The organism is Actinophytocola sp. (assembly GCF_035712165.1).
Classification (GTDB): domain Bacteria; phylum Actinomycetota; class Actinomycetes; order Mycobacteriales; family Pseudonocardiaceae; genus DASYTH01.
Genome location: NZ_DASTBH010000020.1, coordinates 1 through 20,751, shown reverse-complemented (window position 1 = coordinate 20,751; position 20,751 = coordinate 1). Strand labels below are relative to the sequence as shown.

Annotated in this window: 13 protein-coding genes and 1 pseudogene; 10 read left to right on the top strand and 4 right to left on the bottom strand. The window is 68.4% G+C overall.

The features are described 5' to 3' along the window. The first annotated feature begins 52 nt into the window (after nucleotides 1–52). The 5 genes from VFO68_RS00980 to VFO68_RS00960 all read left to right on the top strand — a co-directional run bounded on the left by VFO68_RS00980 (nucleotide 53) and on the right by VFO68_RS00960 (nucleotide 10,019). A complete protein-coding gene (locus VFO68_RS00980; RefSeq protein WP_325156190.1) occupies nucleotides 53–2,896 on the top strand; it encodes a PQQ-dependent sugar dehydrogenase in 2,844 nt (947 codons plus the stop codon). Between the two features lie 29 nt (nucleotides 2,897–2,925). After that, the gene (locus VFO68_RS00975) at nucleotides 2,926–5,730 is read left to right on the top strand and encodes a fascin domain-containing protein (protein WP_325156189.1); all 2,805 of its coding nucleotides are present in this window, start codon (nucleotides 2,926–2,928) and stop codon (nucleotides 5,728–5,730) included. A gap of 17 nt (nucleotides 5,731–5,747) precedes the next feature. Then, nucleotides 5,748–7,259 (top strand): discoidin domain-containing protein, encoded by a 1,512-nt coding sequence (locus VFO68_RS00970; protein ID WP_325156188.1) that lies wholly within the window; start codon nucleotides 5,748–5,750, stop codon nucleotides 7,257–7,259. 139 nt (nucleotides 7,260–7,398) lie between these two features. Continuing rightward, the gene (locus VFO68_RS00965) at nucleotides 7,399–8,445 is read left to right on the top strand and encodes a glycoside hydrolase family 5 protein (protein ID WP_325156187.1); all 1,047 of its coding nucleotides are present in this window, start codon (nucleotides 7,399–7,401) and stop codon (nucleotides 8,443–8,445) included. A gap of 482 nt (nucleotides 8,446–8,927) precedes the next feature. Further along, the gene (locus VFO68_RS00960) at nucleotides 8,928–10,019 is read left to right on the top strand and encodes a ThiF family adenylyltransferase (protein ID WP_325156186.1); all 1,092 of its coding nucleotides are present in this window, start codon (nucleotides 8,928–8,930) and stop codon (nucleotides 10,017–10,019) included. On the opposite strand, the gene VFO68_RS00955 is transcribed toward VFO68_RS00960, so the two are convergent. Beyond that, nucleotides 10,004–12,640, bottom strand: coding sequence for an ATP-binding protein (locus VFO68_RS00955; protein ID WP_325156185.1), 2,637 nt, complete (start codon nucleotides 12,638–12,640; stop codon nucleotides 10,004–10,006). The two genes, VFO68_RS00960 and VFO68_RS00955, sit on opposite strands and share 16 nt — an antisense overlap. A 401-nt stretch (nucleotides 12,641–13,041) precedes the next feature. Between VFO68_RS00955 and VFO68_RS00950 the strand changes: the two genes are divergently transcribed. The 3 genes and pseudogenes from VFO68_RS00950 (at nucleotide 13,042) to VFO68_RS00945 (ending at nucleotide 16,626) form a co-directional block, all read left to right on the top strand. After that, nucleotides 13,042–15,975 carry an AfsR/SARP family transcriptional regulator gene (locus tag VFO68_RS00950; protein ID WP_325156184.1) on the top strand — a complete coding sequence of 978 codons (2,934 nt, stop codon included), beginning with the start codon at nucleotides 13,042–13,044 and terminating at the stop codon, nucleotides 15,973–15,975. A gap of 99 nt (nucleotides 15,976–16,074) precedes the next feature. Next, a pseudogene (locus VFO68_RS34210) lies at nucleotides 16,075–16,350 on the top strand (helix-turn-helix domain-containing protein); the annotation flags it as partial. Between the two features lie 78 nt (nucleotides 16,351–16,428). Continuing rightward, complete coding sequence (locus VFO68_RS00945; protein WP_325156183.1) at nucleotides 16,429–16,626, top strand: hypothetical protein; 198 nt, start codon at nucleotides 16,429–16,431, stop codon at nucleotides 16,624–16,626. A 399-nt stretch (nucleotides 16,627–17,025) separates the two neighbouring features. Here the strand turns inward: VFO68_RS00945 and VFO68_RS00940 are convergent, their stop codons facing one another. The 3 genes from VFO68_RS00940 to VFO68_RS00930 form a co-directional block, all read right to left on the bottom strand. After that, a complete protein-coding gene (locus VFO68_RS00940; protein WP_325156182.1) occupies nucleotides 17,026–18,081 on the bottom strand; it encodes a streptomycin biosynthesis protein in 1,056 nt (351 codons plus the stop codon). Between the two features lie 181 nt (nucleotides 18,082–18,262). Further along, a complete protein-coding gene (locus VFO68_RS00935; protein ID WP_325156181.1) occupies nucleotides 18,263–18,394 on the bottom strand; it encodes a hypothetical protein in 132 nt (43 codons plus the stop codon). Beyond that, nucleotides 18,373–18,672 carry an SDR family oxidoreductase gene (locus VFO68_RS00930; RefSeq protein ID WP_325156180.1) on the bottom strand — a complete coding sequence of 100 codons (300 nt, stop codon included), beginning with the start codon at nucleotides 18,670–18,672 and terminating at the stop codon, nucleotides 18,373–18,375. Before VFO68_RS00930 ends, VFO68_RS00935 begins: the two co-directional genes overlap by 22 nt. A gap of 220 nt (nucleotides 18,673–18,892) precedes the next feature. Between VFO68_RS00930 and VFO68_RS00925 the strand changes: the two genes are divergently transcribed. After that, entirely contained in the window at nucleotides 18,893–19,780 is an 888-nt protein-coding gene (locus VFO68_RS00925) for a class I SAM-dependent methyltransferase (RefSeq protein ID WP_325156179.1), read from the top strand. A gap of 116 nt (nucleotides 19,781–19,896) precedes the next feature. Continuing rightward, on the top strand, nucleotides 19,897–20,751 hold an 855-nt coding region (gene bluB / locus VFO68_RS00920), incomplete at its 3' end, for a 5,6-dimethylbenzimidazole synthase (protein ID WP_325156178.1).

Sequence of the window (20,751 nt, the reverse complement as noted above, 5' to 3'; positions counted from 1 at the left end):
GTCACGGTCCCCTGAGGTTCCGTTGGCCGTCTCCGCAAGAAGGAGCTTCACCATGGCTCGATCTTCCACACCTCGGCGGACGCGACTGGGCGCCGCGGCGGCGTTGTTACTGCCCGCGTTGGTCATTCCGCTCGCCGACGCCCCGGTGGCGGGCGCCGCGGTGCCGCCGGACTCGAGGTTCCAGAAGGTGGCGCTGGACACCAACACCACCAACCCGATGGCGCTGGACGTCGCACCGGACGGCCGGGTGTTCTACGTCGACCGGCTCGGCGACGTGCGGATCATCCAGCCGGCCGGTGGAACCGTGCTCGCCGCACACCTGAACGTGTTCACCGCCAACGAGTCCGGCCTGCTCAACCTGGCGCTGGATCCCGCCTTCGCCAGCAACCACTTCATCTACCTGTACCACTCACCCGCGGCCACCAGCGTCGACCGGCTGAGCCGGTTCACCATCACCGGCAACACGCTCGACCTGGCCAGCGAGCGCGTCGTGCTCGACGTGCCGGTGCAGCGCGCCGAATGCTGCCACCACGGCGCGGGCCTGGTGTTCGACAAGACCTCCGGCAACCTGTGGCTGTCCACAGGCGACAACACCAACCCGTTCGACTCCAACGGCTACACGCCGATCGACGAGCGGGCCGGCCGCTCGTCGTGGGACGCGCAGCGCACCGCGGGCAACACGAACAGCCTGTCCGGCAAGATCCTGCGCATCCACCCGCAGCCGGACGGCAGCTACACGATCCCGGCCGGCAACCTGTTCGCCCCGGGCACGGCCAACGCCCGCCCGGAGATCTACCAGATGGGCGAGCGCAACCCGTTCCGGATGGGCATCGACCCCAGGACCGGGTTCCCGGTCGTGGCCAACTTCGGTCCGGACGCGGGATCCGCCAGTTCCACCCGCGGCCCGCAGAACACCGTGGAGTGGGACGTGATCAGCCGGCCGGGCAACGCCGGGTGGCCCCACTGCATCGGCCCCAACCTGGCCTACAACGACTTCGACTTCGCCACCGCCGCGTCCGGCCCGCCGTTCGACTGCACCGGCGGCCCGGCCAACAACTCGCCGAACAACACCGGCCAAACCCGGCTGCCGCCGGCGATCCCGGCGCAGGTGTACTACCACTATGCCGCCGATCCGGCGCACTTCCCGCAACTGTCGGGCGGCGGCCCGATCGCCGGACCCGTCTACCGCTTCGACGCGAGCCTGAGCTCCAGCCGCAAGTGGCCGGTGGAGCTGGACGGCCGGGCAGTCTTCGGCGAGTGGACGTCGAACCGGCTGTTCGCCTTCCAGCTCGACGCGGCGGGCACCGCGGTCACTGCGATCGACCAGATGTTGTCGTCGATGACCTTCCTCAAGCCGATGGACTTCAAGTTCGGCCCGGACGGCGCCCTTTACCTGATCGAATGGGGCTCCGGGTTCGGCGGCGACAACACCGACTCCCAGATCGACCGGATCGACTACCTCAACGGCGCAGCCGGCCCGACCGCCAAGGCAGGCGCCAACCGCACCAACGGCCCGGCGCCGCTGGCCGTCACCTTCTCCAGCGCCGGCTCCAGCGACCCGTCCGGCGGATCGCTGACCTTCTCCTGGAACTTCGGCGACGGCAGCACGTCCACCGCGGCCAACCCCAGTCACACGTTCGCCGCCGGCAACCACACGGTGGTGCTGACGGTGCGCAACGCCGCGGGTGCCACCGGCACCGCGAGCCTGCAGATCACGTCGGGCAACACCATCCCTACTGTGACCATCAGCGCGCCGCCCACCGGTGGGCTCTTCGACTTCGGCGAGAGCGTGACCGTGACGGTCTCGGCGAGCGACCCCGAAGACGGCGCGATCGACTGCTCGCGGGTGTCCATCCAGGCCATCCTCGGCCACGACTCGCACGGCCACCCGCTCAACCAGTACACCGGTTGCTCGGCTCGGGTGCAGACCACGCTGTCGGCCGGACACGGCGAGAACGACAACCTCTTCTATGTGATCGAGGCGTCTTACACCGACCGGGGCGGCACGGGCGGCTCGAACCCGCTGACCGGGCGCGGCCAGGTGACGCTGCAGCCCAAGCACAAGCAGGCGGAGTTCTTCACCGCCACCGGACGCACCGCCGATGGGCGCGGCAACGACACGCCGGGGGTCACGGTCGAGGCCGCCTCGGAGGGCGGCAGCAGCGCCGCGTTCATCCAGGACGGTGACTGGTTCAGCTTCGACCCGTTGGCACTCAACAACATCACCGGGTTGACGGTCCGGGCCTCGTCGGCTTCGGCCGGTGGAACGGTTGAGGTGCGGCGGAACTCGCCCACCGGGACGCTGGTCGCCTCGGTTGCGGTCACCGCGACCGGTGGCTGGCAGACCTGGCGGGACTTCTCCGTCGCCCTCAGCAACCCGCCGGCCGGCACCGGAACGCTCTACCTCGTCGCGCGCAACCCCGCAGGGGCGACCGGTCCCGGCTTCCTGTTCAACGTCAACTGGGTCATGTTCGCCGGCGCGGGCGTCGGGCTGCCGCCGGTCAACCGGGTGATCAGCCTGCGCGCGCGTGCCAACAACAACTTCGTCACGGCGGAGAACGCCGGGGCGGGCGCGTTGATCGCCAACCGGGCGGCGATCGGCAACTGGGAGCAGTTCGACCTGGTCAACAACACCGACGGCGGCGTCAGCCTCCGCGCCCACGCCAACAACATGTTCGTCACGGCGGAGAACGCCGGCACCAGCCCGCTGGTCGCCAACCGCGCCACGGTCGGGCCGTGGGAGGAGTTCGACCTGGTCAACAACGCCAACGGCAGCGTCAGCCTGCGCGCGCACGCCAACAACATGTTCGTCTGCGCGGACAACGCCGGCGCCAATCCACTGATCGCCAACCGCGCAGCGATCGGCGCATGGGAGCAGTTCGACTTGATTGGTTGACCGGCCCGCCTCTCAGAAGGAGGTTTGTCATGGCTCGACTGACCGCAATCGCTGTGGCCGTTGCACTGGCCGCCACCGGCGCCGCGGTACCGGCACCGACCGCATCCGCCGCGCCCGGCTTCACCGCCTGGCAGAACGGTTCGTTCGTGGTGGACACGCCGAACCTGGTGCGGCGCTCCAATGTCGTGCTCGGCCGGTCCAACCCGGCACCGGCCGACTCGATGGCCCTGGGCAACGGGACGCTGGGCGCGGCGGTGTGGGCGGCGGGCGGGTTCACCGCCCAGCTCAACCGCAACGACACCTTCCCGGACCGGAAATCTCCTGGCCAGCTTGTGATCCCAGGCCTCGCCCGGCTCACCGGCGCGGCCGACTTCACCGGCGGCCTGGATCTCTATGACGGGATGCTGCGGGAGTCCGGTGGCGGCATGACGCTGACCGCGTTCGTCCGCGCGGACACCGCGCAGCTCGTCGTGGACGTCACCGGCGCCGACCCGAACTCCACCCAGACCGCGGCGGTGCGGCTGTGGAGCGGCCGCTCACCTCAGGCCAGGGCGTCCGGGCCGGTCGCCGCGCTGGCCGAGACCTTCGTGGACAACAACGGAGCCGGCGCGTCCGGGCGCACGTTCGGCACCTTGGCCGGACTCTCCGCCGCCGGCCGCAACGTCACCGGATCCACGCCGGACAGCCGGACCGCGCAGGTGTCGTTCCAGCCCAACGCCGACGGTTCGTTCCGGGTGGTCGTGGCCGCGCCCACCTGGACCGGCGGCGACTCCATCGCCACCACGAACGCGGTGCTGGGCAACGCCACCCAGCCGGGGGCCGACGTGCGCAGCGGGCAGCTGCGGTTCTGGCACGACTTCTGGGCCTCCGCCGGACTGATCAAGATCACTTCGACGGACGGTGCCGGCGACTACGTCGAGAACCTCCGCACGATCTTCCTCTACCTGTCCGCCGCGCAGAGCCGGGACACCCTGCCCGGCTCGCAGGCGGGCGTGGCCGACCTGTTCAACTTCTCGCAGGACCATCAGGACTGGTTCCCGTCCGGGTACTGGTTCTGGAACCTGCGCATGCTCGTCGCGGCGAACCTCTCCGCGGGCCTGGCCGGCCTGAACGATCCGGTATTCCGGCTCTATGCGAACAACGTCAACAACATCGCGACCTGGACCACGCAGCGTTATCCAGGTCATCAGGGTCTGTGCGTTCCGGAGACCATGCGGTTCAACGGGAACGGCACCTACAACGGCGGCACCGACAACGCCTCCTGCGACTCCATCATCGCGCCGAGCTTCAACTCGCAGAACGTCACCACCGGAGCCGAGATCGGGCTGTGGATCTGGCAGCACTACCTGGCCACCGACAACCGGTCGTTCCTGTCCGCCAACTACCCGTTGATCCGCGGCGCCGCGCAGTTCCTGCTCTCGCACGCCACCACCGGTTCGGACGGCAGGCTGCACACCCGCTCCAACGCCCACGAAACCCAGTGGAGCGTCACCGATCCGACCACGGACATCGCCGCCATGCAGGCGTTCTTCCCGGTCGCCATCCAGGCCGCGCAGACCCTGGGCCAGGACCCCGGCCTGGTCGGCCAGCTCCAGGCGGCGATTCCGAAGATCCAACCGTGGCCGCGCACCGACACCGCGACCCAGACCCAGCTCCTCGCGCCGTCGTCGGACGCGGCCGGCACCACCATGATCGGCCTGTCCACCCAGCCGACCGCGCCCCGGCGCAACGGCGAGAACATCGGCCTGGAGGTGGTCTTCCCGTACAACCTGATCGGTGACAGCGGGCCCAACCTCGCGCTCGGACGGCGAACGTTCACCTCCCGCAGCTACGTCAACAGCAACAGCTGGAGCTTCGACGCGCTGCACGCCGCCCGGCTGGGGCTGCCGGCGCAGATGCGCACCGCCCTGCTGGCCGCGATCACCAGGTACCAGGTCTACCCGTCCGGTCTGGCCAGCTTCACCGCGCAGCCCGCCCAGGAGCCTTACATCGAGCACCTCGGCGTGCTGGCCGCGACCGTCGCCGACGGCCTGGTGCAGGCCTACGACGGCCTGGTCCGGATCGCCCCGTCCTGGCCGGGCGACTGGACGGGCGAGGGCACCGTGGCCATCGCGCACAACACCAGGGTGTCGGTGCAGGTGTTCAGCGGAGTGCCGGCCACGGTCGGAATCAACTCCGGCGCCACGCAACAGCTCCCGGTGCGCAGCCCGTGGCCGGGCCAGAGTGTGACCGTCGTCGACGGCCGGACCCGGGCCACGGTGGTCGCTCCCACCACCGCCGCGACGCTGACCATCCCCGCCCAGGCCGGCGGTTCCTACCTGGTCGAGCGCACCGCGTCGCCGACCAACGCCCAGCCGTTCGCCGCACTGACCGGGAGTCCGGCCAGCACGGCCAAACAGCTCGGCGCGGCCCGGATCGGTCTGGCCCGCACGGGCGGCAACGGCACGATCAGCCTGCGGGCGCACGCCAACAACCTGTTCGTTTCCGCGGAAAACGCCGGGGCCGGCCCGTTGATCGCCAACCGGACCGCCGTGGGGCCGTGGGAGCAGTTCGACCTCATCGACCGCGGCGGCGGCAACGTCGCCCTGCGGGCCCGGGCGAACAACATGTACGTCTGCGCCGAGCAGGCCGGTGCCCAGCCGCTGATCGCCAACCGCACCGCCATCGGCGGATGGGAGACGTTCCAGCTCATCCGCAACCCGGACGGCTCGGTCAGCCTCCGGGCGCAGGCCAACAACATGTTCGTCACCGCGGAAAACGCCGGGGCCGGCCCGTTGATCGCCAACCGGACCGCGGTCGGCCCCTGGGAAGAGTTCGATCTGATCAACAACTGAGCCGGAAGGAGCCCGCCATGCCGTTCTCCCGCGCTCTGCCGCGCCTGCTGGCGGCGGCCGGACTCGCCGCGGCCACGATGCTCGCGGTTCCCGGCCCACCGGCCGGATCCGCGCCGCCTGCGGTGCTGGCCCTGCCGTCCCCCAATGTGCACCTGTTCTACTACCCCTGGTACGGCAGCCCCACCGGGAGCGGCAGCTACCGGCACTGGCCGCAGGGCGGCCACACGCCACCCAACGACATCGGGGCGAACTTCTACCCGACCCTTGGTCCGTACGACTCCGGTGACGGCACCGCCATCGCGGCGCACCTGGCCTGGGTCCGGCAGTCCGGGGCCGGTGTGATCGTCTACAGCTGGTGGGGCCAAGGGTCCTATGAGGACGGTCTGGTCTCTCGCGTGCTGAACGCCGCGCAGCAGCAGGGCATCAAGGTGGCCTGGCATCTCGAACCGTACGGCGGGCGCACGGCCGGCTCGACCGTGTCGGACATCAACTACCTCAACAGCCGTTACGGCTCGCATCCGGCCTTCTTCCGGGATGCCCAGCACGGCAACCGACCGGCGTTCTACGTCTTCGAGAGCCTCACCGTCCCGGACGCCGACTGGGTGGCGCTGGACCAGGTCAACACCGCCAACATCGTTCTGGCGCAGACCACCAACACGGCCCGGATCGCCCATTTCAGCGGGATGTACACCTACGACGCGATCGCCGGCGCCACCGCGCCGGGGTGGGCGCAGGCCGGGCAGTTCGCCAGGGACCACGGGCTGATCTGGGCGCCGTCGGTCGGCCCCGGCTACGTCGACGACCGCGCCGTGCCCGGCAACACCACGCCAACTCTGGGCCGCGACAACGGAACCACCTACGACACCGAGTGGCGCAACGCCCTCGACCCGGCTACCGGCGGCCTGCCCACCTGGGTCTCGGTCACCTCGTTCAACGAGTGGCACGAAGGCTCGACCATCGAGCCGGCCCGCGCTACGCCGCCCGCCGGGTTCGGCTACCAGACCTACACCGGCGCCTACGGCCGCACCGGCGCCGCCGCCGAAACCGCCTACCTGGACCGGACCGCGTTCTGGGCCGCCGAGTTCGAGAACCGCCGGGCCGCGAGTCCCAACCTCGCGCTGAACAAGCCGGCCACCGCCGACAGCCAGTGCAGTGCCACCGAAGGCCCGGCCAAAGCCGTCAACGGCAGCGTCTCCGGCGGCACCGGCGACAAGTGGTGTTCGCTGGGCGCGACGCGGTTCCTCCGCATCGACCTCGGCGCAAGCCTGCCGGTGGGTCGCTTCGTCGTGCGCCACGCCGGTGCCGGTGGTGAACCGGTCCGCTGGAACACCCGCGACTTCGACATCCAGACCAGCCTCGACGGCACCGCCTGGACCACGGTCGCCGCCGTCCGGGCCAACACCGCCGACGTCACCACCACCGCCGTCCCCCGCGGCAACGCCCGCTTCCTCAGGCTGGCTATCAGCACTCCCACTCAGGACACCGACACCGCTGCCCGCATCTACGAGTTCGAGGCCTACACCAGTTGACCGGCGGTCGGTCGTAACCCTGACCACCTGCCGGCGGGTTTCTTGACAGTTCCCGAACATTGCCCGAATCGAAGCTGAAGCCGCGGCCGGCACCGTGGTGATCCACGGAACCGACCGACTTCGATTGCGAGGCAATGACATGACCATGACGTTGGCGCGCGCGGTGGCGGGCCTGGCGCTCGGCGGGTTGCTGGCCGGCTGCGCACCGGCCGTGGCGGCGCAGAACGATCCGGGTTCGGTCAGCGCACAACCGGCACGCCTGTCGGTCTCCGGCACGCAGATCCTCGACCCGCGCGGCCGCCAGATCATTTTACGCGGCTACAACTGGGGTCAGTGGGGTACCGCCCAGCCGCAGGACGCCGCTGACAACGTGGCCCAGGGCGCGAACTCGGTACGGATCCCGTTGCGGTGGTGGGGCGATTGGAAGGACGAGGTGGACAGCCGCGACCCCGGCGCGCCGGGCCACATCGACCGGGATCACCTGGCGCTGCTCGACCAGACCATCGCCTGGGCCACCGACCACCAGCTGTGGGTGACCCTGTTCGTGGACTCGAACTACGGGCAGGGCGCCGGCGGCCGTACCGACAACTTCTGGACCAATCCGGCGATGAAGCAGGAGTTCGTCGAGGTGTGGCAGTTCCTCGTCCACCGCTACCAGCGCACGCCGTACATCGGGGCATTCGAGATTCTGCCGGAACCGAATCCAGCCGGGGTCGACGACGCCGGGGTCCGGGCGTTCTATGACTCCATCATCCCGGTGATCCGCGGGATCGACCGCCGCACTCCGATCGTGGTGGGCCCCAATGACGGCTACAACCTCAACCATCTCGAGGGCGCGTACACCACGGTGGATCCGAACATCATCTACACCGGCAACTACTTCATCTTCGACAACCCGCTGTCCCGGATCGCGGATATCACGTCCTTCGAGCAACAGTTCAACGCGCCGGTCTGGATCAACCAGGTGGGCATTCTCAGCGGCAGGCCGGACAGCCTGGAGAAGGCGCACACCGTGCTGGATGCCTTCGACGACAACGGAATCGGCTGGGCCTGGTGGACCTACCGGGTGGCCAGCACCAACCCGGACAACCACGGCATCTACTACCAGGACCCTGCCGACCCAACCCGGTGGTTGGTCAAGCCGGAGTGGTTGGCGCTGGTGACCAGCTTCCTCCACCGAGGCTGATCGCGCGTAGTTCGTCCGCTCAAGGCGGTAGCGCGGGTTCACATCCCGTCAGGGCTACATATCGTCACCAGGCCGTTCCCGCAAGGGAGCGGCCTGGTCGCTGTTGTGCGGGGTGACCGTGGCGGGGCTTGCCGAACCGGTCGAGGGCAGGCTGTTCGTGGCCTGACTGTTCGGTGAAAGTTCATTGCGAGTCTTGCGGCTTCGTGGCTGCCGGGCGCTCGTCGGTTGCCGGCGGCTCGCAGGGACTTGTTGGCTGACAACGCACTTCGGTGACCTGGCGCTGACAGTGTCGGGTTCCATACTTGGGCAATGGGAACAGATGTGCACTTGGCACCACCAGGGCCGGAGCCGGTGGCTGGTAGGCAACCGCAGGTTTCACGCTTGCGTGCGGACCGGGCGGGCAGGCAGCCCACCGTCATCGAGTTCGTCCCGATCAAGCGGGAAGCGAGTCTTTGCCAACCCCATCAGGAAAGCTGACAAAGGTGGAGGTTTCCGTGCGACATCCGCGTATCAAGCGGGAGCATCAGCCGGTGTTGCTGGGCGGTGGTCGGATCCGGATCGGTGGACATGTCCCCGGGATCGCTCGGGATGTCCTTGACCCGGACGGCTGGGTGTGGGCCATGCTGGAAGCCCTTGACGGCTCACGGAGCGTGGAGCAGGTGATATCGCATGTGGTCAGCCTCTTTCCAACGAAACCGAAGCGTCAGGTCCGGGCAGCCATCGAGGATTTTGTCCAGGCCGGCTATGTCGAGGACGCCGGTGAGTCACCGCCGGCAGACTTGACCGTGGCGGAGGTGGAGCGGTACTCACGGGGCCGGGCGCTGTTCTCGTGGATGGACCTGGTTCCGCGCCGCTCGAGCTGGGACGCGCAGCTGCAGTTGCGACAGGCCCGGGTTGTGGTGGTTGGGCTGGGCGGGGTGGGTGGTGCCGCCGCGCTGGCCCTGACCTTGTCGGGTGTCGGTCACATCCATTGCGTCGAGCCGGACGTGGTGGAGTTGTCCAACCTCAACCGCCAGATCCTGTTTACTGACGAGGATATCGGCAAGTCCAAAGTGGACGCGGCGATGGGCCGGTTGCGAGCTTACAACTCCGGCGCGATGGTCACCGGGGAGCAGACGGTCGTCGACACGCCGGGCGTGCTGCGGGCGTTGGCGGTCACGTGCGATGTGCTGCTGCTCGCTGCGGACCAGCCGCTGGAAATTCGGTCCTGGACCAACCGGGTGTGTCATGCGACCGGGACAGCCTGGGTACACGGTGGGTATCACGGTCCGCAGGTCGTGGCGGGTCTGTACCGACCGGGGGCCGGCCCGTGCTACGAGTGCGCCCGGGTGACGGGGCGACCACCTCGGGCCGCGCAGCGTCCGAGGGCTGGGATGCATGCCGCCAACGCCGTCTCGGCAAACCTCGCCGGGCTGCTCGCTGCGCATGCGGCGATGAGCTTGATCACCGGGGTGCCGGCGCTGCGAGTTGGCAGTCAGTTCGGGTTCAATCTGGTTACTCTGCGGGAAAGCGTTGCCGGCAGCACCGGGGAGCCGAGGCCGGACTGCCCGACCTGCGGTCAGGGTGGCGCCTGACCGCGCCGGAACCCGTGGTGGGCCGAGGACTCGAGCTGGCGTAGGCGGGTGTGCACGACGTCGGCCTGCGGGTGACCGAGTTGGGTGAGGAGAGCGGAGGCCTCTCGCAGGCAACTCGCCGCCCGGCTGAGATCCCCGGTCTGTTCGAACGATGCCGCGGCGGCTTGCAGGGCGAGGGCGGCGTACAGCTCGGTCCCATCCAGGTGCCGGTACAGCTCGATCGCCGATTCGAGGAGGTCGATCGCCGCCTCGTGATCGTGAAGTCCCTGTTGTGCGGCCGCAAGGTCCTGCAGCGCATAGGCCTCGCCCACTCGATCTCCGGCCTGCCGACGCAGCACCAGTTCCTGCTGGGCATGCTCCAGTGCCGAATCGAACTGCCCGAGGTGGACGCTGATCCGACTGAGATTGCATCGCACGACTGCTTCCGCGCGTGCGTCTCCCGTGCTTCGGGCCAGGGTCAGTGCCTGCTGAAAGTGGCTGCGAGCAGCCAGGTACTCGTTGCTTCGCAGTCGGACCTGACCGAGCCCGATCAGCGCGGTGCGCTGCCGGGCCAGGTCGTTGAGGTCGCGGGCGAGCCCGAGCATGGTGTCGAACTCGGCCTCGGCCTCGCCGAGCCGGCCGAGGTCAGCCAGGGTGTCGCCGCGGAACCCCCGGAGGAAGGCCGCCATCGACAGGTTGCCGCTGGCCTGTGCGGCGGCTAGCCCGAGCGACTCGGCCTCGAGTCGGAGGTCCCAGAACGCGGGTCCGCCAAGCGTCAGGAACCGGGCGGTTCCGGCCAGGCAGATGGCCACCTGGTGCGCCTGATGATGTATGGCCACCCGCAGTGCTGCCATGAGGTTGTCGCGCTCGGCGTTCATCCAGGCGAGTGCCTGTGAACGGCTGGCGAGCGAGACGTCGCTGCCGGCCGGATCCAGTTCGGCGTCGACGTACCCGAGGCCGGGAAAGATCAGTCGATCGGCCGTCTGAGCGGTGCGCGCATACCAGGTGAGCAGGTTGACAACGGCCTGTCGGCGGGTAGCGCCGGCGTCGTCCAACTCGGCGCGGTGCCCGGCGTAGGCGAAGAGCAGCTCGTGCAGGCGATAGCGGTCGGGGCCGGCACGCGCGATCAGATGGATGTCCGCGAGCGCCTCGAGGTGCCTGCCGGCGGTGGCCGGGTCAACGCCGGCGAGCGCGGCCCCAGCGTGGACACTGAGTCCCGGACCTACGTGCAGGCCCAGGCGGCGGAACGTACGCGCGAACTCGGCCGGCAGCCGACTGTAGGACCAGTCGAAGACGGTGCGCACGGCGCTACGGTCATCTCCGGTGCTGCTCAGTGCGGCAAGCCGGCCCTGGGCATCGGAAAGCCCGGCAACCAGCTCGGCGATGCCGCTGGAACGGGACGAGATGCGGGTGCACGCCACCCGCAACGCGAGCGGCAGCCCTGCGCAGGCCGCAATGAGGTCGGCGACGGCATCGGGTTGCGCGGCAGCCAACTCGGCACCCACGACCTTCCGGATCAGGGTCTCCGCCTCGGCCTGGGTGAACAGGTCCACGACCATGCGATGGGCGGCCTCGGCCACGACCAACCCGGTCAGGTCGACCCGGCTGGTCACCACCACCATGCTGCCGGCCGCCGCGGGCAGCAGCGGCCGGACCTGCGCTGGCATTGCCGCGTTGTCCAACACGATCAGAACCCGCCGGCCGGCCAGCACCGAACGGTAGGTGCCGACCTGAGTGTCCAGATCCGCCGACGTGCGACTGTCGGGGACGCCAAGTGCGTGCAGAAACGATGCGAGGACCAGACCAGGGGCCAGTGGCGCGCTGGGGCCGTGGCCACGCAGGTCGGTGAACAGCGTTCCGTCCGGGAACCGGTGCTGAACCCGGTGCGCCCACTGCACGGCCAGGGTGGTCTTCCCCACCCCGGCGGCGCCATCCAGCGCCACGATCACGACGTCACCGGAGCCGTCGGCGGGTATCGCCGGCAACAGTGCGTCCAATGCGGCCAGTTGGTCTGCGCGACCGGTGAAGTCGCGCAACGTCGGTGGCAGCTGGCGGGGCACCGGCCCGGTGCGATCGAGCAGGAGATCGACGGGGCCGCGATCGGTCGCCGGCCCGTCCGGCAGATGAATCCACGCTCTGGTCGCGGTTTCCTTGACGTCGGCATAGACCGGGCGATATCGGGCCGGATCGACCACGACACTGTGTCGTACGACCTCATCGAAAAACCACGACGAGACGATCATGGCGAGCGTCCCCGGCGAGGACGTCAACGCTTCCCTGAGCGGCTGGGCATCCAGCAGCCGGAACGCCAGGTTGATCGAAGAGCCGGTTACGCCGTGCTCGTCGTAGACGACCTCGCCGGCGTGTACCGCGACGCGCAACCGAATCCGCTCAGCGGCTGGACGCCCGACGTTGTGCCGGCGCACGACCTCGGCCAACTCGTACGGCAACGTGTCCACAACCCGGCTCTTGGGCACCTGAGCCGGAACCAGAACGAACACGCCGTCGCCGCGATCCTCGCGATCGCAGTCCGACCAGGGAACGCCCGCGCGACCAAACGCCTTCCGCAGAACCTGATACAGAGCCCGGCGAACAGCAACCTGGTGCGCATTCGTCCGTCGCCGGTCACCGAACCCTTCCACGTCCGCCAGGACAATGGTTCGGTGTACGGCGGGGCGAGAACTCACCAGCTGACCTCACATGGCTCACCAGGGTCAGCGCGGACAGCATCCGGCCGCGCCCCCGGGCCTCATCTGACGCGAATACCATGCTCGTCCGCGGCCGACCGGCCCGCAAGCCCACCAGGCCATCGGTGCACGTGCAGCATCACGTGAGGCAAGGCGCGGATGGTCAGAAGTAGGACAACTCACACCGGTGAACTTTCATCGAACTGTCTGAATGCGCACAACATGACGCGGACTACTCCATATGCGCGACAAAGTTCAACCAGGTCCGTCAAATCACTTTTTCAATCACCTACATTGATCAAGCCAGGCAGGGGACACTGTTCCGATAACAGAACCCAGCAGCCGGGGTGACGCTGGTGAACATCGCATTCGAGATCTTGGGACGAACGGCGTTGACGATAGGCGGCAGCCGCCAGGAAAACTGGAGCACGCCACGGGTTCGAGCCGTTCTCGCGACCTTGCTCGTCCACGTCGGCAAAGCCGTGCCGATCAATACGCTGATGGAGTGGGCGTGGCCAGACGGAAGCCCGCCGCCACACAACCCCGTGTCCACATTCCACACTTACGCTACGCGAATTCGCCGATGCCTACAAGGAACATCATACCCGTCCATGTTGTACACGGGCAACGGTAGCTATCGGCTCGATGTGGACAAATCCTTGATCGACTACCACCAGTTCCGCAGTCTGATCACCCGGGCTCGCACCCATGCGAGGCGACAAGACCCGGAACAGGCCGTGGAATGCGCGGAACAGGCTTTGGCGCTGTACCGCGGCCGCCCGCTCGATGATCTGTCCAGTGCACCGGCCGCGGCCTGGCGCAAGAGGGTGCTACAGGATGAATGGCTACCCGCGCACACGATCCTGCTCGAAGCACTTCTGGCGATCGGGGAATGCGACCAGGTGCTCGCTCGGCTCAACGACCTGCAGGTCGACCACAGATACGATATGGGGCTGGCCAAGCTACGGATGTCCGCCCTGCACGAACTGGCCCGCTCGTCGGAGGCCACCGCCTACTACTTCGATATTCGGCACCACCTGCTCGAGGAGGGCGACGAGCAGGGAGCGAACCACATAAGGCAGCACCACGAGAGCCTGCGAACCCAACAGCAGGAAACCAGCCGCGCTCGACCAGCCGAATCAATGCCGCCTCGACAACTGCCGCGCGACATCGTCGAGTTCGTCGGCCGGGACGGCCTGTTGCGGGACCTGGACGAGGCAACCGCGACTCCCGCCGGAACGTCCGGCCGCGTGGTCATCGTGGACGGCATGCCTGGCGTCGGAAAGACGGCACTGGTCGTACATTGGGCCCACCTTGCCCGCCATCGCTTCCCGGACGGCGACATCTTCATCAACCTCAACGGTTTCGCCGACGGAGGTGCGGTGAGCCAGTCGACGGTGATCGATGATCTGCTGACCGCTTTCGGTCACCCGCCGGATGACACCCTCACGCTGCGGTCCCGAGAGCTGTTGCTCAGCAAGCTTGTGGCGAACCGCCGCTGTCTGATCATCCTGGACAACGCCCGCAACACCGCCCATGTGCAGGATCTGATCGCCCTGCTGTCCCACTGCCTGATCATCGTGACGAGCCGGCAACGGCTCACGACGCTCAGTGCCACGACCGGAGCGCGCCGAGCGCGCGTCGAACCCATGTCTGACAACGAGGGAGCCGAACTACTGTCGGTGCGGCTGGGGCCGAACCAACAGATCGCCGTTGACGACCGCTCGCTCCTGGTAGGACTCTGCGGGGGACTTCCACTCATGATCACATTACTGGCCGAGCACATCACGTCGTCGAGCGCGGCGCAGCTGTCGACCTTCGCCAAGCAACTCGACGCCAAGCAGCTGATCGTCAGCATCGGTGAGGACGGCGACGGTTCGACGGTGGCCCGGACGTTCTTCTCCTGGTCCTACCGCGCCCTGGACCCGCCGGAGCAAAGACTGTTCCGGTTACTCGGCTTACATCCCGGCCCGGACGTCGGCGTAGAGCTGGCCTGTGCGTGCGACGGCCGCACCCCCGCGGAAACCAAACGCAGCTTCGGCATTCTGGTGGGCGCGCATCTCCTTGAACGGCCCGAAGCCTTCGACCGCTACCGGTTCCACGACCTGCTCCGTGAGTTCGCCGTGCACTGCGCCGCGCAGGATGAGTCCCCCGAAGCCCAACAGGCCGCCGAACGCCGGATCGTGAGCTACTACCTGGCCACGGCGACCCGAGCCCACCAGCTCCTCTACCCCGGGAAGCCGACAGCACCCGTGCTGGAACCCGAGCCCGGCGTCGAACCGACCGAGCTCCAGAACGCTGGACAAGCGCGGTTCTGGTTCGACCAGGAGCGGACCAATCTCACCGCCGCCGTCCAGCGCGCCGCCGCGGGCGGCTATCACCAGCACGCCTGGCGGCTCGCCGACACGGTGGCAACCTACCTCGACAGATGCGGCGCCTACGAGGACAGCCGCACGATCCGCGAGATCGCCGTCGCATCCGCCGCGGCCACAGGAGACCAGGAAGCCACCGCGTCTTCCCAGGCCGGCCTGGGCATGGCGCTCATCAACCTCGGCTTGCACAGCCAGGCTCGACTGTGCCTCGACGCGAGCCTTCAGTACGCCATAGACAGTGGCAACGAACGCGGCCAAGCTTCTGTCTTGTATCACCTCGGGAAGGTCGAGATGTCCCGCGGGGATCCCGGCGCCGCCGTCGACCTGCTCCGGCGCAGCCTCGATGTCGCCCAACGGAACAACGACCACGATGCCCTGTGCTGGACACATTGGAGCCTCGGCCAAGCCCTTCGTACCCTGAAGAACCATGACGCCGCGCTGACGCATCTACACCAGGGCATCTTCCATGCCCAGCACATCGGTGACAAATCAGCGCATGCCGCCAACCTGGATCAGATCGGCGCAATTCACCAGGCCCAGGGCGATCACCAGGGCGCAACAGCGTACTGCGAGCAGGCACTGATCGAGCTGAAGGGCACCCCCAACATGGCAATCGCGCTACAAGTGCGTACCAGGCTCGCCGAAATCGATCTCGAACGCGGTGACGCAAAGGCGGCCAAACAACGTGCGTGGCACGCCTTGGCGGAGTGCAAGCGCACCCACGACGCTGCCGCCGAGGCTTGGCTCCTTGAGGTGCTGGGCCACGCGCAGGCCTCCCTTGGCGAAACCGCGGCCGCGGTCAAAACCTGGCGACGCGCCGCGGACCTCCATCACCGCGTGGGAAACATGGCACGTTCGGCGGTCGTGCACGCACACATCCGGCGCGCGTTGCCAGGTGACGACCCGGCGCCGACGTGACGTAACGCACGCCTGCCTTATGGCGAAACACCGCACGCGTGTCGCATTTCGTCCGAACAGGGGTATGACCGGTCGCGCGGTCGGCGATACTGGCCAGTAATGGCCCGAACCTGTGCCGCGCGTCTCAGGGTGGCTGAGGAGGCGGATCCCGTGTCAGAGGGCGGTCGCCCGGAGGGGAGAGCCACCGCCGGGATGATCACCAAAGCGGTTGGTAGCGAACTGCGGAGAGTGCGCGAACGTCTGAGCTGGACGAGAAGCGCAGTAGTCGGCCGGATGTCTCGCAGTATCAGCACCCAAGCACTCGCGAACTACGAGTATGGCCTCCGACCTTGTACGGTCGACAAACTCGTTGACATATGTCAGGCAATGGGAGTGTCGGCGGCTGACTTCCTCGGCGTGGCCTTACAGCGGGCTCAGATCGAGCAGCCGGTAATACGGGTGGATTTACCTGCCGTGACGAGAAGCCGGCAACCGGAGCTACGACAGTTCCGCCGGTGGGCGCGCAAGCGCTTGGCGGACGACCCGGACGGGTCCGGCGTCGCGTGTATCGACCGTGCGATCGTCCAGGAGATGGCGGCGTTGTTCGGCCTGAGCCGGTCCGAGTTTCTCGGCCACCTGTTCAGGTTCACACCCGAACTGGCACCACAGTAGCGCCCGGTCACCATCAAGGGCTGTTCAGGCCTGCCGCCCGGTAGCCGGGCGGCAGGACGGCACGCTAAGGGAACGGCCACCACGTGACAAGCCACTCGATCAGGGTGACTGAGCACTGGATCAACAGTTCCTCCTTGAGGTGTGGGGCGGTGCTCGCCGACCGGGAGATTCAACCGGGTCAAGCCGCTGTGAGTCAACGGTGCGGGGTTCAACGCACTTCCGGAGAGTGTATGCGGCACAGGCATAATGGCGGGCAAAAGCATTGCATGCGGACACACTGTGAATGCCCGGAGTCGTGGAGGGCTATATGTGTCGGCCGTTGGATCGAGCGCCGGGCGTGATCTTGGAAGGGATCGGCGGCGCCGCGGCACTTCGCCTGGTGCTGTGCGGACTGTCCGGCTACATGGCCTGGCAACTACTCCCATGACGCGGTACGGGAGCGGGTGAAGTGGTTGTCCCCGGCTGCGTGGGTCGCCGGCTCTGTTCGAGGTGGGTGGCGACGTCGAGCCAGACCTGGGCGCAACCGCGGGCCGCGGCGGCCACCTGGTCCGTGCTATGGGACGGCAGGCCGTTGATCAGCGACTCCCACTGCTGCGGCGTGACCGTGAACGCCTCCAGCAGGCGTAGGAGTATCCGGCCGGCCTCGCTCAACCGCAGCGAGGGATCCCGTCTGAGGGTAAGCATGATCGCGGCCGCGTCCTCGTCGGCAACGCCGCCATCGGGCGGAACCGGTGGACCGTGGGGCGGCTCCCGGCGTTGAGTCGGTAGGGCCGGATCGTCGCCGCGGTGTATCCGGTTCCGCACGTCGCGTGCGGTCTGCGGGGAGATCCCCACCAGCTGCGCGATCTCCCGTGGCGATGCTTCTGGCCGCCTGGCGATGAGCTCGCCCGCTTGGCGGCGGTTTTCCCCGCCGTTGACCGGCCGAACGCGACCATCCCGGCCGACCCGGGCGGGTGACTGGGTCAATTCCCCACTTGACCGCCGCCGTATCGAGCCCACCGTTTTGTGCGACAGACCGGTCACCGCGGCGATGGCCCGGTCCGACCATTGGCGGTGCGATCGGAGAATGCGCTCGGCTGCCGCCGTGCGGTCGGACAGCGACAACGGCAGGCCGGGCCGCTCCACGTTCATCCGCACGGCCAGGACGAAGGCGTCCTCACTCGGGCCGTCGAAGAACTGGATCTCGATCAGCTTGTCGCCGCGCAGTTGCGTTGCCCGCAACCGATGCGTTCCGTCGATCACTCGCAGCGTCGCGCGATGGACGATGATCGGCGGGAACGCGATGCTCGATGTGGCGAGCATGCGGACGTGCGCGGCGTTCTCTCCGGTCAGCCGGGGGGAGTCGGGAGGTAGCAGCGCGCCGACCGGAACCCGTACCGGGTCATGCCGCCAGGCGGAATCCGTGTGCCGTCGAGAACCTGGGCCGGTCAGATCGGCAGGGATGTCTGTGCTCATCGGGCTTCCGGGTCGTCTGGGCTGTGACGAGGTCCGGCCAGAACACATCGCGGCCCATCATGATCGCAATCGAACGTACCGCTGAGCGGAACGCGAATTCGAAGCGGAGTCAACCGGTCGCCGAACGCTAGCGACGCTGCGGCGAGCCCGCCGGTTCACGCGCCCAGGCCCGACGGGGGATCTACCGTTGTGCGGGCAGGCGGGCCTGGTAGCGGCGCATCTCGCGCAGCCACTGGTCGTAGTCGCTGGTCTTCTGCCGGTACATGTCCAGCACCATGTCGTGCGGCAGGATCAGAAAACGTTCGTCGGCCAATGCTTCGATGACGAAGTCGGCTGGGTGAGCAGCCCGGCGGCCGATGCGGTGACCACGAAGTATCCTTCACCGCGCTTCAGCCAGCCGGGGAGCAGCAGTTGGGCGGCCCGGACATGGGCGCGCAGGTTCACCTCGAGCGTCCGGTCCCACGCCTCCTCGGGGGTGTGGAGTCCCCCCGGCCCACCGGTGATGCCCGCGTTGGCGAAGTACAGCGCGACCGGGCCGAACGTGTCCTCGGCCCGTTTGATCAACTCGTGGATGCACGCATGCGCCGACACATCGCCACCGGAACTGATGGCGTGGCCGGGATGGCCACCTTATCCGTAATCCGCATCGGGATTCCTTTCCGCGTGGTACGCGATGCTACGCCGGCTCCCGCGGAATTGTGCAGAATGGGCGGCCCGCCAAATGGCGATTTGACATGCCATGCCCGCGAACGCAGGCTGAGACGTTCTTTGGGTTATTCCATGCCGCGTCGGTAGCCGAGTGGTGGGGTGCATGTCCGCGTTGCCGCCGAAGCGCCGGGATCCTGCCGATCCCGAGCTCCAGCTGGCCCGGCGCAGAGCGGAGTCGTTCGGCGCGGACCCGCAACGCTATGACCGCAGCCGCCCTCGCTATCCCGACGCCCTGGTGAACCGGATCGTCGCCGCCAGCCCCGGGCCCGACGTGCTCGACGTGGGCTGCGGCACCGGCATCCTCGCCCGGCAGTTCCGGGCGGCCGGCTGCACGGTTCTGGGCGTTGAACCCGACGCGCGGATGGCTGACTTCGCGCGGCGCGGCGGACTGGAGGTCGAGGTGGCGACCTTCGAGGAGTGGGAGTCCGCCGGCCGGGCCTTCGACGCGGTCGTCGCTGGTCAGGCCTGGCACTGGGTGGACCCGGACGCAGGCGCGGTCAAGGCGGCGCTGGTGCTGCGGCCGGGCGGTCGGCTGGCCGTGTTCTGGAACGTGTTCAGGCCCGCGCCGGAGCTGTCGGAGGCGTTCACCGCGGTGTACCGCCGGGTGCTGCCCGACCCGTCGGTCCGCGGCCGGTCGACGCCCGCCCTGCCGGTCTACCGCCAGGCGTTGCCCAACCTGACGGTCGACCGGCGGGTCGTGCCGACGTTGGACGAGTACTCGGCGTTGATCACGAGGGTGGTCGACGGAATTCGAGCGGTGGGCACGTTCGGCGACCCGCAGCAGTGGCGGTTCGAGTGGCAGCGGTCCTATACCCGGGACGAGTGGCTGGACCAGCTCCTCACCCAAGGCGGCTACGGCCAGCTGCCGCCGGCGACCTTGGCGGAGCTGCTGGCGGGCATCGGAGCCGCCATCGAGGGCGGCTTCACCATGGACTACACCACGCTGGCGGTCACCGCCACGCGCGCCGACACCGCCGCCATCCCGGGCTGAATCGCGCATTTGCAGAATTGCGCGGAGACGGGTGCACCACCAAATGGTGATTTGACTTCGGGTTGCGTCGCGCCCAAGCTGATTCGCCTTTGGTCGTTCGCGGAGGTTGGTGACCGATGAACGCGTCGTATTCAGATCCGGATCGCGAAGCGATCTACCGGGTGATCGCCGAACGCCGAGATATCCGGACGGGGTTTCGGCCTGATCCGATTCCCGACGCGGTGCTGACCCGGATCCTCGCGGCCGGGCACGCCGCACCCAGCGTGGGAATGGCCCAGCCGTGGGACTTCGTCGTGGTCCGGTCACCGGATCGGCGGCGCCGGATGCAGGAAGAGGTGCGCCGCGCCCAGGACGCTTACACGGCAACGCTTCCGGCCAGCCGGGCGGCGAGCTTCGGCCGGCTGCGCACCGACGCCATCGCCCGGGCCCCGGTCAGTGTCGCGGTCACCTGCGACGCGACCCGGGGCGGCTGGTACACCCTGGGCGCGCCGGACGGTTCGGAAGGACTGACCCGCTCGGTGGGGTACGCGATCGAGAACATGTTGCTGGTGGCCAGGGCGGAGGGGATCGGGGTCTGCCTGCTCGGCGCGTTCGGCGCCGCCCGGCTCGGTCCGCTGCTGGAACTACCTGCGCACCTCGAGGTCATGGCCTGGCTGTGTCTGGGGTACCTGGACCGGTTCCCGCCCGCGGCCGGACTGGCGCTCACCGGGTGGGCCCGGGGCCGCCCACTGGAATGGGTGGTCCACGACGAGACGTTCGGCCGGCGTGGGCTGCCCGGACGGCAACCGGCCCGGCTGCTCGAGGAGACCACCGCCGGACTCCGGTCGCTGGACGGGAATGCCGCAGACGGCGAACAGCGCGCGCGGGTCGCCGACCGGCTGGCGTCGTTGGGAACCCCCGCGCCGGCGCCGCACGCCGTGCTCGTGCTCTTCGCCGGTGACCCGGCCGGAAGGGGCGGGAGCGCCGGGCCG